This is a genomic window from Myxococcus sp. AM011, assembly GCF_013372595.1.
GTDB classification, from domain to species: Bacteria; Myxococcota; Myxococcia; order Myxococcales; family Myxococcaceae; genus Myxococcus; species Myxococcus eversor.
The window spans coordinates 45,804-60,193 of record NZ_JABXEM010000010.1 but is presented as its reverse complement, the minus strand read 5'-3'; the positions used below and the strand labels follow the sequence as shown (position 1 = coordinate 60,193).

General features: G+C 68.2%; 7 protein-coding genes. All 7 read right to left on the bottom strand.

What is annotated here, in order from left to right; translation table 11 throughout:
• Positions 1-13: 13 nt before the first annotated feature.
• Positions 14-796, bottom strand: coding sequence for a hypothetical protein (locus HUW62_RS03795; RefSeq protein ID WP_368670333.1), 783 nt, complete (start codon positions 794-796; stop codon positions 14-16).
• Positions 793-1,356, bottom strand: a complete 564-nt coding sequence (locus tag HUW62_RS48465; protein ID WP_240356357.1) for a hypothetical protein — start codon at positions 1,354-1,356, stop codon at positions 793-795. Before HUW62_RS48465 ends, HUW62_RS03795 begins: the two co-directional genes overlap by 4 nt.
• A complete protein-coding gene (locus HUW62_RS03785) occupies positions 1,349-1,909 on the bottom strand; it encodes a hypothetical protein (RefSeq protein WP_240356356.1) in 561 nt (186 codons plus the stop codon). Before HUW62_RS03785 ends, HUW62_RS48465 begins: the two co-directional genes overlap by 8 nt.
• Before the next feature lie 308 nt (positions 1,910-2,217).
• A complete protein-coding gene (locus HUW62_RS03780) occupies positions 2,218-4,386 on the bottom strand; it encodes a hypothetical protein (protein WP_163865694.1) in 2,169 nt (722 codons plus the stop codon).
• A 268-nt stretch (positions 4,387-4,654) separates the two neighbouring features.
• A complete protein-coding gene (locus tag HUW62_RS03775; protein ID WP_176433578.1) occupies positions 4,655-11,560 on the bottom strand; it encodes a type I polyketide synthase in 6,906 nt (2,301 codons plus the stop codon).
• 111 nt (positions 11,561-11,671) lie between these two features.
• On the bottom strand, positions 11,672-13,285 hold the full coding sequence (locus tag HUW62_RS03770; protein WP_176433577.1) for an NAD(P)/FAD-dependent oxidoreductase: 1,614 nt from the start codon (positions 13,283-13,285) through the stop codon (positions 11,672-11,674).
• Between the two features lie 13 nt (positions 13,286-13,298).
• Entirely contained in the window at positions 13,299-14,342 is a 1,044-nt protein-coding gene (locus HUW62_RS03765) for a fatty acid desaturase (RefSeq protein WP_163865691.1), read from the bottom strand.
• Positions 14,343-14,390: the final 48 nt, after the last annotated feature.

The window sequence follows — 14,390 nt, the reverse complement described above, 5'->3', positions numbered from 1 at the left end:
CTCCTCTCGTGAGTCACGACAGCAGCGTCAACTCGTGGCGAAGGTGCTCCAGCCATTCGATGAGCTGCGCGTCCGGCAGGTGATGTGAGCGGCTCTTCCAGAGGGCTCGCTCCAGCCCGCGAGGTGGACGCAGGCGGGCTTGCAGGGCCTTGAGCACGCAAGGCTCGGAGTAGGCGCGTAGGAACGCCATGGCGAAGGAGCGTGCCTGTTCCCGCGTCGAGCACCCCCTCAGGTCGAGCAGGAAGACGAACAGGTCATCCGCGTGTCGCTCGTCGGAGTTGAGGTGGGCGTCGTGCTCGGTCTCGAAGTCGATGAGCCAGGCTCGCTGCCCCGCTTCGTCATAGAGGACGTTCTTCAGGTGGGCATCGCCGTGAGACCACGGACGTGAAGCGTGGGGCGATGTCAGGCCATGCGCTCGATGCAGCTCCCGCGCGGCGGCTTCCACCATCGGCGTCGTCAGTCGTCCTTGCGCGAGCAGGAGGTCGAGGCGCTCACCCGGAAGCGCCTCGAGGGCGACGGCGCGGGCGCCCCGTGTTTCCGCGGTGTGGCCCGGGTGGAGGAGAGCGAAGGTGGACAGCTCCCAGTCGCGCCAGCTCTTCGTGGAGGGAAACATCCGGATGTGGCTGCGAGACAGGCGCAGGAAGACGTTACCGGCGGCAATCACCGCGCCCATGCCGAGCCGGCGCTGCTTGTGCCAGAGCGAGACGTCCTGACGGACCTCCAGCGCCACGGTGTTGACGCGCACGGCGTCCACCGCGAGGGCGAGTCCTCGACTCCACAGCTCCGCGAGACTCACGCTCGCAGGTCCTCGTACCAGTGGACCACCGCGAGACATCCCAGGCACCAGCAGCGGACCCAGCCGCGACCGACGAGTCCACCGAGGAGCATCACTCCGGCCAGCATGAGTACGGTGCCGACGGCGTGCGAGGTGCCACCGGCTCGGCGCAGCAACGCGCGCCCGCTGCGCCAGGGGTGCTCGACGCCATCCATCAGCAGGGGAAACAGGAAGAGGCCCTGGACCTCGGCGGCATAGAACGCGAGCACCGCCAGCCCCAGACCGATGGCGTGCGGCAGGCCGAGGCCCACGGCGAGTCCCCAGCCACAGAGGGCAGCGAGGAGCGCGCAGCCATACTTGAGTGCGCCCCAGCGGCCCGCATGTGGCAGTGCGGTGGGGACGGGACGCCCCCGGACCTGGGCGAGCGCGTGGGCCATCCACGTCGCGCTGCTGGCGAAGCCCCCGCGCCATGCGCTCCGCGCTTCATGGGCGAGTGTCGAGCCCGGCGCGTCGTAGAGGTGGGCGGCGCGAGTCAGCAGTTCGATGCCCCGGCTCCACGGGGAGCGCGGATACTCAGCCATGAAGGTGCTCACGAACGAAGCAGAAGTGCGCCCAGGCGAGGAACGCCGTCGCATGGCCGAGGAGCAGGGTGCGATGCAGCAAGGACTCCCAGCGGTCGCACCGCCGACGGTGAAAGACAAATTCGTCGTAGCAGATGAGGACCACTGTCCCCATGAGGAGGACGAGCACGGGGAGCAGGAACACGAGAGGGCGGTGTGCCACCGAGGCGGCGCACATCAGCAGGAAGAGCGGGAAGCCGCCGCCAGCGAGGGCGAGGAACTCCGCGCGGTGTTCATTGGGGCCGACCCGGAGTTGTGCCACGCGGTGGTAGCGCCAGTCCGCCACGCCAGCGACCGTCGCGGTCGTTCCGGCGAGCGCAATCACCCAGAGCTCCCACGGGTAGCGGAGGGGCTCGGCGAGCCATGAGAAGCGCGGTTGGCTCGACACCACGAGCAGGGCCACTGCGAAGAGCGCGCCTGGGGCGAGAGAGGCCAGGAGATTCGCGGAGTCGCGCAGCCGCGCCAGGGGCACGCGAGTCGGGGGGACGGTGAGCTGGGAGGCTGCATTGTCCATGGAGGACCGCCGGGAGCACGGCGACGCCCCAAGAGCGTCGATGCGCGCGATTCTCGGGGCAAAGCCCCAGGAGAATCCAGGTTCAGCCCGAGGTTCGGGGGCGACCTGCGCTGACCTGCTCTGGATCCGGCCCCCAGGTTTGCCCGCTGAGCCATTCCCGGCGCTCCGTCATGGGCCAGCGCGGTGCAGGCTCTCACCCCCACTCAACCTGTTCGAAGAGGGCGTGCAGTCTGGCCACGCGCGTTGTCCTCGGCGTTCAGGGAGAGCGAGCCCGTGAAGTCGAAGCTCGCCCACCCTGAACGCTCGCGTCAGTGGGTGATGGACTCCGCGGGACGAATCGTGTCCAGCGTCTCGTCACGGAACTCGGAGGCGAACTCCTTGCGCAGGTCGAATATGGCCTTCACGGTCTCACGGTCCTTGATGGGGCCGGGCTTGAACGGCTCGTCGCCATCGACCGGGCCCACGGGGTCGATGGGAAGCACGCCCGCTATCTCGGCAATCCTGTCCAGCAGCTCGGATTTGAGCACGGCGGTCTTGGTGCACGAGGTGCACAGCGCCAGTTCGTTGAGTCGGCGCCAGCGGCGGTCCAGGTCGGCGAAGCGCCACCTGTAGCCGCTGCCAGGGAACTGCGTGTCGCGGACGGAGAGGAAGAAGCCGGGCCCGCCGCCCGTGAGGAACCTGGAGAGCGCGGCGGGAATCCCACCAGTGGGCTTCACGTGGGTGAAGCTGGTCGCCGTGTCCTTGCTGTGGCAGCCCTGGCAGGTGTTGAGCGAGAAATCATGCCGCGCGCAAACCTCCCGAGTGTCCGCGGGGTTGATGCTCACGGCGCGCCAGAAGTCGGGAGGCACCAGCGAGTTGCCACCCCGGAAGTCCTGGCCCAGGTAACGGTAGGGCACGGTGTAGTTCGACGTGCACTGGCCGGGAGCGGGCCCCGAGCCGAAGGGCACGGTGGGCAGCACCACATTGCGCACGTAGTCGTCGACTTCCAGACTGCTGTTCGAGTCATAGACGTCGTCATCGGGGCTCTGGGCCACCGTGTGGGGACGCAGCGGCCCATTCGCCGGGGTGTCGGAGTTGCTCGCCGGCTTCTCCACCGAGAGGGTGAACTCCCGCAGCTCCCACCCGCCATACCGAGGCTGGAGGGAGACCTCGTTGGTGCGCAGTTGGTTGAGCGCGCTCCGGTTGCCCTTCTTGGGCGCTGCGTTCGCCGTGACCACTCGCCTCGTCAGCTTCTCCAACGCGTTGAGATAGTTGTAGTCGAATGACGCGAACGTGCTGAGGTCCAGCCAGTTCCGGGCCCACGCCACCACCGGGCCGCAGCCATTGATGGGCACGCCGTACTCGATGATGACGGTGAACTCCGACTCGGAGCACCAGGTCTCACCGAGGCCCATCTGAACGGCGAAGACGAACCGCAGCTCTCCAGCGTCCACTGGCTCGGCGGTGGTGGTACCGCCATAGCCGGACTTTCCCTTCGTCGTGCGGCCCATGTCCGTCCTGTTGACGATGGCACGCAGCGCAAGGGGCGCCATGTCCAGGTCAAGCGCTCCGCTCAACACGACGCGCATGCGTCCGGTGGCATCCGTCACCAGGGTCGCGGAAGCGCCACTGGCGGTGGCCCAGGGCTGAATGACCCTGGGGAAGATGAAGGTGCGGGCCGCCACCTTGTCGCCGTTGATGACCTGCTCGTTGAGCCAGGTCTCCAGCCAGCGCAGGGTGAACTGCTCCGGCGACATGCTCGAGTTGGCCGCCATCTGTCTCATCAGATGGGCGAACGTCCATGCCCCACCGGGAGTGCCCCACTGCGTGCAGGCGTTCCAGGTGCGGAATGGATCCGCGACGACCTCCTCGGCGGTGATGAGCAGGGACTTCTCCCACGCCGCCCAGGAGGACCTCGGCGTCCGGGCGCACAGCGCGCCGGCCACGGTTGCGCCCTGGCGGAAGACCTCCTGTTCGAACAGCTCTCCCTTGATTCGCTTCGTGGGCGACAGCCCCTCGAACACGACGGTGTCCTCGGTCGTGTCTCCAAAAACGCCCTTGGCGAGAAGCTCCTCGTTTTCGAAGCGCCGCGCGAGCTCATGCTCCTCATCAAACAGCGACAGCGAGGTGAAGAACTCAGGACCCGGCGATTTGGAAATGACCCCCATCTCTTCCAGGACATCCGAACGGAAGAGGACCACGGGGCTCTCCCGCGTTCCCATCACCCGAATCAAGCTGTCCTTGAGGCTTTCATTGGCGGGGGGTGGCAGGCGCGTATGAATCGCCAGGTTCTCCTCCAGGTCGGTGGGCGATTTCGTCCGCTGGATGAAGGTGTTGGTGACCTTCCTTGTCTCTGCCTCGGGCAGATCGTCCAGCCGCTGGAGTTCGGCCTCCGGGTCCTCGGCGGGTTCGCCTGGGTTTGCTTTGTCCTTCCGCGCCGGTTCGGAGCGGTCCTCTGCTGTCGTCTTGTCCGTGCAGCCTGTGAAGAGAGTCAACATCCCAGTCAGACAGAGCACGAAAGACACCGCGCCCGGCCTACGACGGATATCCCTGTCCATTGGCACCCCCGCGCGAGCAGGCGTGACAGGTCGTCACGCAAGTCGCGCCTGAAGTGTATGAGGATTGCCTGTGAAGGAAAGACTGGGTTTGAGGGGACTCGCGGGCTTCCCCTTGGTATCGCGATGTCTGGATGGGACGTCTGTGGCGTGGAGCGCTACAGGAATAGTGTGGTGGCGTGTTTGGACAGAGCGCTTGTAGCGTGGGGTGTTACAGATGCATTGTGTGTGAATGTGGACCGGAGGCTGTCTGGTTTTCCGGAACCGCGCTCATGGACAGGCGCGTGGACAGTTCGCGCAGGGACGGGCCGCTCACCACCTCCATCGTGGACAGCTTCACGCCCAGCTCGCGCTCCACCGCCGTGACGATTTCCAGGGCCATGATGGAGTCCATTCCCAGCTCACGGAGGGGCTGGGTGGGATTGAGTGAGCCTTCCTGGGTGCGCATGACCCTCGCCACGATTCGAGTGAGGGTTTGGGTGACGAGCCCGCGTCGGGTGTCCTCGTCCATGCCCGCGAGGGCGCCAGGCTCGTTGCTGGGGGCCTGCTCCGCGGTCTTCAGCAGTCCGACGAGACGCCGAGCCCCACTCCAAGGCACGAGCGCCGCGCCCAGGCGATTCCAGTCCACGTCCGCGATGGCCAGTTGCACGGGAGGGGCGTCCAGGACGCGCCCGAGTGCCTGGAGCGCGGCACGGGTGGACAGGCCGCGCAGCCCCAGGTGTTCCAGGTGCTGCGCCACGTTCGCGTTGCGCGCGACGAGCCCCGCTTCTCCCAGGGCCCCCCACTGGAGTGCCGTCGCCGGCAGGCCCTGCTGTCGCCGGTACACCGCGAGCTGGTCCAGGAACGCGTTGGCCGCGACGTAGCTGCCTTGCCCCGCGTTGCCGATGAGCGAGGAGATGGAGGAGAAGAGAATCAGGTGGTCGAGCGGCGACGCGCGAGTCAACAGATGCAGGTTCCAGGCTCCTTGGGCCTTCGCGGCCATCACCCTGTCCAGTGAGGCCCGGTCCAGGCGCTCCAGCGGCTTGTCGTCCAGGGCGACAGCGCAATGGAAGGCGCCTCGGAGCGGAGGGAGTTCGGCGCGCAGGCGCGTGAAGACCTGCTCCAGGTCCTCGTACCGGGCCACGTCCGCAGACACCGCGAGGACGGTGACACCGCGAGTGCTCCAGGCCGCGAGAGCCTCACGTGCCTCCTCGGACGATGCGCCTCTCCGACTCACCAGGACCAGATGCCGCGCGCCTTGCTCCACGAGCCAGCGCGCGACTTCCAGTCCAAACCCTCCAAGGCCACCCGTGACGAGATACGTGCCGTCGGCGAAGAGTCGCTCGCGCCGCGCGGGCGGAAGGACGCGCAGCGCCGGGTCCTTCAGGGAGATGCACACCTTGCCGATGTGCTTGCCTCTCGCCATGGTCCTGAAGGCCTCCTCCACCTGACTCGCGGGCCAGGAGCGGGAGGGCAGGGGGTGGAAGCTCCCTTCCTCGAAGCGCCGCAGCACCTCCTGATACAGCTCGCGCACTTCTTCGGGACGACTCTCCAGGAGTCGGTCGAAGTCGACCGCCGCGTACATCAAATTTTCGTTGAACGGACGCAGGCGGAGCAGTTCGTCCTGCTCGAAGCTGGCCTTGCCCAGCTCGATGAATCGTCCGAACGGAGCCAGACAGCCGAGGCTCCGCGTCATGACCTCACCGGGCATGAAGTTCAGCACCACGTCCACGCCACGCACTCCTGTCCAGGCGTGCACGTCATCCGCGAAGCTCACGTCGCGGGAGTTGCTCACGTGGGTGAGGCCGTGCTCGCGCAGGTACTGACGCTTCTCGTCACTTCCGGCCGTGGCGATGATGTCCGCGCCGCACCAGCGGGCGACCTCGATGGCCGCGAGCCCGATGCCTCCCGTGGCTCCATGGATGAGGATTCGCTCGCCCCGGCGCAGCCGCGCCACCCGCACCAGCGCGTGGTACACGGTCATGAAGACGATGAGGTTGGCACCCTCCTCGAAGGTCAGGTGTGCGGGGAGCTTCACCACGTGCCCGGCGGGCAGGACCACGTGGGAGGCCACGAAGCCCGGGGCGACACCGTAGACGCGGTCTCCCACCGCGAAGTCCGTCACTCCCGCGCCCACGGCGCTGATGCGCCCGGCTCCCTCCATGCCGATGGCGTCGCCGATATAGGTGTTCTGCTTCACGCGCGCGGAGAGCAGGCCCAGGGCCTTCATGATGTCCTTGAAGCCCAGGGCGGTGGTCTCGACCTCGATTTCGACTTCACCGACGCCGGGAGCATGGCGCGCGCGTGGCACGAAGCCGAGCGTGTCGAGTCGTCCTTCCTCTCCGAGCACCAACTCGTAGCCCATTCCCTCGGGGACTGGCATCAGTGGTGGGCCCTCCGCGAGGGATTGCGCTGAGGTGAGGGTGCCACGCACGAGGCGCGAGGCATGGAACAGCCCCTCGCGCTCGGCGACCTCCTGCTCCACGCCGAGTCCACGCAGGCGGACCAGCAAAGCCTCGACGCTCGTCGGAGCCGCGTCGAGGTCCACCCACGTGAAGCGGAGGTCAGGGCGCTCCGTCATGACGGTCCGGGCCAGCCCGAGCAGCGGCGCATGTTCCAGCGAAGGCAGGTCTGGCTGTTCCACGGCGAAAGTCGGAGCCGTGTTCCCGAGGACCGTCGCGTCTGACGCACCCGGCAACGGCTTCGCACCTGGCGTGCCCTCGACCGAAGCGGACACCAGCTCGGCACGAGTGGTGATCAGGTAGTAGCGCTCGATTCGACCGGGACGCAGCGCTTGGACTCCCCGCAGGAGCGCCTCCGCGGCATCCGTTCCCCGAAACACGGGTGTCTCGCTCTCGGGAGCCGAGTCGAGCCAGCGCAGGTCGACGAGCCGCACGCGCTCCTGCTCGGGCAGCCCTCCAAGCATCGTGTCCAATGAGATGGCGTCAGTGACGTGGTGCCAGCCACGCGCACCTGCCTCTGGCGCCGAGCCACCCAGCACCACCCAGGTCACCTCTTCCCGCGCAGCTGGCTCCGCGGGCTCGATTCGCTCCCACTGACGCAGGTACACGGAGCGCTCCAGCAGTGCCGCATCGTCCGAGGCAACCCGAGGCAACAAGCGGCACGTGAAGCCGGTGATTTCGGCCAGGACGGTGCCATCTTCGGTCATCAGCGTGATGTCCCCGCGCAGGGTGGATCCGCTCACGGAGAGGAGTCGCCCATGGGCGAACAGCTCCCGCCCCGGGAGGCCGAGTACCTGGATGCGCTCGATGCCCGTGGGCACGATGTCGTGCTTCGCCTCTTCCGTCGCCGCCGCGATGAGGCTGTGGAACGCCGCATCGAGCAACACGGGATGCAGGTGGTAGCCCCGCTCGTCCACGGAGGAGGGGAGAGACAGTCGCGCGAGCACCTCTCCTGATGCACGGTGCAGCGTCGTCACCGCGCGGAAGGCAGGGCCGTAGCTCAATCCCCTGCGCTCAAGCGCGGCATAGAGCGTGTCGGCGTCCGTCAGGTCCGACATTCGCGCCTGAAGCGCCGCCACGTCCACGGTGCGGGTCGCGCGCCCGGTCGAGACCAGCTTGCCTCGGGCGCAGACCACCGGCTGTTGCTCTTCCTCTTGTCGCTGGACGTGGAAGGACGACGTCTCGGACGAGAAGCTCAGCCGTACACGAGGGCTCGAGTCCTCGCGGAGCAACATCGCCGACGTGAGCTCCAGTTCTTCGATGCAGCAGCGCGCATCCCCCGTGAGCGCGTGCCTCGCCGCCAGCGCCAGTTCCACATGTCCCGCGCCAGGAAAGAGGAGGCTGCCAGCCACCCGATGGTCCGCGAGATAGGGCAACGCCGCGAGGTTCAACTCCGCCGTCCACGTGGGGGCGGGGCCCGGCTCGGAGTCCATCAGCAAGGGATGCCCCACGAAGGCGCGCCGTCGACGTGCGGAGCGTGGGCTCTCTTCCCAGTAGGTCTTGCGTTGCCAGGGCGTGCGCGGCGCTCCTGAGTAGGCGCCCGCTCCGAAATACCCCGGCCATGAGAGCTCCGCCCCCAGGACATGGAGTCGTCCGAGCGCGGCGGCCATCGTCTCCTGCTCGGGCGCCTCACGCACGAGCGATGCGATGACCTCGCCGCGCGCCTTGGACGCGCTCAGGACGTCGCGGATGGACGAGGCCAGCACCGGGTGCGGGCCCACCTCCACGAACGCTCCATGCCCGTCCTCCACGGCTTGACGAAGCGCCTGCGCGAAGCGCACCGAGCCTCGGACATTGTTCCACCAGTAGGTGGCGTCGTGACGCTCGCCCGGCTCCATGCGTCGGCCGGACACCGTCGAGTAGATGGGAATGCCCGGCGCGCGGGGCCGCAGGGGTTTCAGGGCGGTGAGCAGCTCTCCCTGGAGCGGGTCCATGAGCGGGCTGTGATACGGCACCTCGACCTGCAGGAAGCGGTGGAAGCGTTGAGCCGCGGCCAGCTCGGAGGCCACGCGCTCCAGCGGGGCACGTTCGCCCGCGAGGGTGACGGAGCGCTCACTGTTGATGGCCGCGACGGCGATGCCAGGGCCGTGACGCTGGACCCATTCGAGCGCCTCGTCCGGCCCGAGTCCCACCGCCAGCATGGCGCCATGCCCCGCGAGCCGTTGCTGGAGCCTGCTCCGATGGAAGGCGGTGAGCAGCGCGTCTCGCAAATCCAGGGCCCCTGATGCCCACGCCGCGCCGACCTCGCCGATGCTGTGCCCCACCACGGCGTCGGGGACGACTCCCCACGAGGCCCACAGCCGCGTGAGCGCCACCTGCAACACCGCGTTGGCGGGCTGTGCCACCTCCGTGCGGGTGATGCGCGAAGACGCCTCGTCCCGCGCCAACTCCTCGGCGATGGACCTCCCCGCCAGCTCGCGAAAGAGGACGTCGCACTCCTCCACTGCGTCGCGGAAGACGCGCTCGGTGGCCAGGAGCTGTCGTCCCATGGCCCACCACTGCGGACCCATCCCTGTGTAGACGAAGAGGACCTTGTGGCGCTCGGGAGGCTCCGCGAGGAAGTCCAGGCCGGGGACATCGCGCTGACCCTTCGAGAAGGCGCGCAGTGAGGTCGCCATGGTTTCGCGACTCGTGCCGCGGAGGGCCAGTCGATGACGAGGATGGGAGCGGTGCACGGCCGCGTCGCGGCAGAGTTGCTCCGGCGTTCCTCGTCCTGTCTCCAACCAGGTGGCGTAGCGACCCGCGAGCGCGGACAGGGCTTCGGGTGACTTCGCGCCCAGGGGCAGCAGCAGGGGGCGTCCTTCCGGGCGTCGGGGAGTCAGGGTGGCCACTCGCGGAGGTGGCTCGGCCAGGACGACGTGAGCGTTGGTGCCTCCGTAGCCGAAGGAGTTCACTCCCGCGATGCGAGGCTCCGTCCCGCGCGGCAACGACTCCGGACGCGTGGGGATGTGCAGGCCGAGCGCGTCGAGCGGAATCTGGGGGTTCACCTTCTCCAGATGCAGGTGCGGCGGCACGGTGCCGTGCTTGAGGACGAGGGCCGCCTTGATGACGCCCGCCACACCCGCCGCCGCTTCCAGGTGCCCCAGGTTCGTCTTCACCGAGCCCATCCGGCAGCGCTCGCCGTCACCGCGTCCCACGCCTGTCACCGTGCCGATGGCCCGCGCTTCGATGGGGTCACCTACCGGCGTGCCCGTGCCATGGGCTTCGACATACGCGACGCTGTGCGGGTCGACGCCTGCCTTCGCGTACGCCTCGCGCATCACGGCCACCTGCGCTTCAGCATTGGGCACGGTGATGCCCGGCGTTCGCCCGTCTTGATTCACGGCGGTGCCGAGGATGAGCGAGTGGATGGGATTGCCATCGCGCAGCGCGGATGACAGGGGTTTGATGACCAGCATCGCGGCGCCCTCGGCGCGCACGTAGCCGTCGGCCTGGTCGCTGAATGCGTGGCAGCGGCCTCGGGGAGAGAGGAAGCGCCCCTTGGACATGGTGACCTGGGTCTCCGGGAGGAGGAGGACGTTGACGCCACCGACGAGCGCCGCGTCGCTCTCCTTCGCCCAGATGCTCTGACACGCCAGATGCAGCGCGACGAGCGAGGACGAGCAGGCCGTGTCCATGGAGACGCTGGGGCCTCGCAGGTCATAGAAGTAGGACAGCCGGTTGGAGAGCATCGTCAGCGTGCTCGCCGTCGCCGAGTGGCTGTCGAGCCGCTCCCGGTTGTCCGGGCTCGCGTGCAGGATGAGGTTGTCCATCATGAAGCCACCGACGAAGACGCCGGTGCGGCTGCCCGCGAGGGTGCTCGGTGGCACGCCCGCGTCCTCGAGCGCTTCCCAGGAGACCTCCAGCATCAAGCGCTGCTGCGGGTCCAGGGCGTTGGCCTCGCGCGGGGTGATGCCGAAGAAGCCCGGCTCGAACTCGCGGAGGTCCTGCTGGAGCAGCCCCGCTCTCTGCACGTAGGTCCGGCCGGGCGCCTTGCCAGAGGCATCGTGGAACTTCTTCGCATCCCATCGCTCCTCGGGGATATCGACGATGCACTCGCGCCCTTCCATCAACACCGTCCAGAAGCCGTCTGTGTCTTCGATGCCGCCAGGAAGACGGCAGCCGATGCCGACGATGGCCAGCGGCTCGCGCGTGGAAGCCGCGGCGGTGTCGGCCCGCGCGCCTCGCAGGTCGAAGCGGCGGCGCAGCTCCTCGTCGGGCTCCGGGCTTCGCGCCTCATGTCCCAACACGCTCTGGATGATGCGGGCCGGTGGGACGGAGCCCTTCGCGTCGCGGAAGACGGCGCGCACATAGCCCGTGGCCACGGGGCGCTCGGGCTCCGATGGCCTCCGGAACTCCTGCTGGAAGTAGAGCCAATGGTCGTCCCAGGCGGCCAGGCGGGTGCCCAGTGCGTACTTCTCGAACAGGCGCAGCGAGCCTCTGAACTGGAGCGATGTCTCGCCGACAGGGACGACCCAGCGGTGCTGGAGCAGGTCCGACAAGAGCCCCGCGCGCACGAGCAGGTCGACGCGGCCGAGATCCATCATCGCCAGATAGCGGCTGTTGTTCATGTGGCCGAAGAGGTCCAGGTCCGTGGGCAGGACGCGCCAGTGCGTGACGCTCTCCTCCAGGGGGGCCAGTCGTCCTCGAGTCGGTCCGCGCAGGAGGGTCTGGAGCAATCGCAGTGAGGGCTTCATGGTGGGGCCTTTCGCGCGAGCCAGGAGCGTCCAGGCATGCGCCGGTACAGCGGTCGCCCGGTTCTCGGGCGCCGTCGGAAATGGAGAGAGGGCGGGAGTGCCTCGCGGCTGTCAGGCCGCGCGGCGGTAGGCGGATGACTGGCGCTCGATGTCGCCGAGGACGTTGCGCCGCAGGATGACGGAGGCGGCCAGGACGCCGGACATCAGGGACGCGCCGACGCCCACGGAGACAGCGTCCTGTCCCACGAGGAGCAGGTCGCGGATGGGAAGTCGCGAGCGCAGCCAGGGTTGGCGGAAGCGCTCCGGGCTGTGCTCCAGCCCGTAGATGGAACCACGAGGCCGATGAGCGAAGTGCGCCGTGCTGAGCGGTGTGGACAGCTCCTGGTGCTCCACCCGTCCACGGAGCTGGGGGAACTGGTCGAAGACGACGGAGAGCAGCCGCTCGGTGAGCTGGGCCTTGAGAGCCTCATACTCGGGCCCTCGTCGGTGCCAGCGCGTGCCCTCCCAGCGCTCGAACCAGGAGTAGGGAGCCGGGCACACGGCGGTGAGCGTGGAGCGCCCTGGATGTCGTTGCGTCCACGCGGGGTCTCTCGCGGACGAGGAGCTCAGGTAGACGACGGGCAGCGGGGACGAGGCGTCGTTCCTGAACGCGCGCAGGTTCGCGTCATGGTCATACCCGGCATGGACCCACACGTTGGTGGCGGGCAGGCCCACCTCCGCGGGCGAGCCTCGGAGGCCGAGATACAGGCCCAGGTGTCCGATGGACTGGGGAATGCGCTGGAGGGCCCGCACGGCTTCAGAAGGACGCCAGCGTTCCGGTAGCAGCACGCCCAGCGTCCGAGCCGCGCCCGCGCCGCTGATGACATGCCGGGCCAGGAGGTCTTCTCCGCTCGTCAGGCGAACGCCCAGGGCGCGGCCGTCGCGCACCAGAATCTCCTTCACTTCGGCGCGGACGCGAAGCTGTCCTCCGGCGCGGGTGATGACCGGGGCAATGGTGTCCAGGATGCTCCCGGCGCCTCCCACGGGATAGCAGCCGCCTTCCAGGTAGTACTCGGCCATGAGGGCATGCATGGCGAAGCTGCTCTCTCCGGGTGGCAGCGCGTAGTTGCCCCACTGTCCCGTGAGCACCCCCAGCAGTCGCGAGTCCGACGTGAGCGAGCGCAACACGTCCCCCGTCGTGCGATTCGAATGGCGCCGGAAGGGCCAGCCGAGCACGGGATACGTGAGCGGTGTCATCCAGCGGGGAAGGACGTGCTGGATGAAGTAGCGCTGCGAGGCCCGCTCCACTCCGCGCAACAGGCCCAGGTATGTGGCGATGGCCTTGCGCTCGGACGGAAAGGCGCGGCCCAGCTCCTCCTGGAACGCCTCTGCCCCAGCGATGAAGTCATAGCTCCGGTCGCTGAAGACGAGCCTGTCATACACAGGCGCCATGCGCGCCCAGCCGAGCGCGCCGTCGGTGACGAAGTCGAAGACCTGGCGCAGTTGCGCGTTCGGGTCATGCACCTTGCCCAGACAGTGCACGCCGACGTCCCACTCATAGCCCTTGCGTCGGAAGGTGTGGGTCATCCCTCCGGCGATGGAGTGCTGCTCCAGCACGAGCACCTTCATTCCGTGCCGGGCGAGCACCGCCGCGGCGCCCAGGCAGCCGATGCCCGAGCCGATGAAGATGGCGTCGAAGGACGCACCACTCGCGGACGCGTCGCCGCGTGGAGAAGGGGAGTTCATGGCGTCAGGCCTTTCAGTCCCGCGTCGGGGCGGGAGGTGTCGCGGTGGCCAGTCGCCAGAGCAACGAGGGGATGCCGATGACGGGCCGCGGGAAGAAGTGGCTCCGCTGCTCCGGGCTCAACACACGGCGCAGGAAGAAGTGCAGCCGGAGCTGCTGGTACCAGGGCAGCGCGGGCGCCAGATGATGCGACAGATGACAGGGTTGTCCCCACGGCCCGCCGCCGAGGAGCAGTCCCCAGAAGCCCAGGCCCAGCTCCCTCGTTCCATTCACCCGGTCCAAGGGCATGAAGAGGTGCTCGGTGCTCTCGCGCAGCCTGTCCAACACGAAGCTGAGCCAACTGCCGACGAGGAACAGCGCCACGCCCGTGAAGAGCCACCCATGGAGCCACGTCGCCAGCACCGCGCAGAGCACCAGGTACACGTTGGTCAGGGCGACGGAGAGCCTGCGGCTGCGCGTGTGCTCCTGGGGGCGCCAGGGGAAGTAGTCGGAGTGGCTGAGCATGGGCGCCAGTGGGAGCAGGCTTCCCAGGAGCCGGCGGAAGCGGACGAAGTGGGTGAAGGAGCCGTCGTCCTCTGTCCCCAGGCTCCGGTGATGGCTCGCATGGGCCTCCCTGTAGTGGAGCGGGTCCGCGAGGAAGAGCCGGCAGGCATTGTTCGCGAGGACTCGCAGCGTGCGCGCCAGCCGTCCCTCGCCGATGATGATGAGGTCGTGCGCGGCGCCTTCGTGCACGCTGAAGGTGACGATGCCGCACACGAGGAAGCCATGCGCCGCGCCGGACACCAGCCCCGCGAGCACGGTGTTGCCCGGTGTCGACAGCGTCCAGGGCAACACGGAGGGCAGCAGCGTCAGTGACAGCACATCCGCCGCGAACAGGCCCAGCAGCAGCAGGACGTTGACTGTGTCATGCAACACGGGGTGGGCGCGGAACTGCTCCAGGAAGTCCCGGGCCCGGTGCCGGATGGCTTCGAGCTGGGACGGCGTCAGGGAGGGAAAGGCTCCGAGCGCGGACGCGTGGTGCGCGGCTGCTCGCCGCTGGTCATCGGGATGGAGATTCATGAATGGAGAGCCGTCGAGACAGGCGCTGGAGGTGCAATCAGGATGTAT

What these genes read in the sequence shown, in the direction of transcription:
- HUW62_RS03775 (WP_176433578.1), bottom strand. Translation starts at nt 11,560, where the DNA reads ATGAAGCCCTCACTGCGATTGCTCCAGACCCTCCTGCGCGGACCGACT.
- HUW62_RS03770 (WP_176433577.1), bottom strand. Translation starts at nt 13,285, where the DNA reads ATGAACTCCCCTTCTCCACGCGGCGACGCGTCCGCGAGTGGTGCGTCC.
- HUW62_RS48465 (WP_240356357.1), bottom strand. Translation starts at nt 1,356, where the DNA reads ATGGCTGAGTATCCGCGCTCCCCGTGGAGCCGGGGCATCGAACTGCTG.
- HUW62_RS03780 (WP_163865694.1), bottom strand. Translation starts at nt 4,386, where the DNA reads ATGTTGACTCTCTTCACAGGCTGCACGGACAAGACGACAGCAGAGGAC.
- HUW62_RS03785 (WP_240356356.1), bottom strand. Translation starts at nt 1,909, where the DNA reads ATGGACAATGCAGCCTCCCAGCTCACCGTCCCCCCGACTCGCGTGCCC.
- HUW62_RS03765 (WP_163865691.1), bottom strand. Translation starts at nt 14,342, where the DNA reads ATGAATCTCCATCCCGATGACCAGCGGCGAGCAGCCGCGCACCACGCG.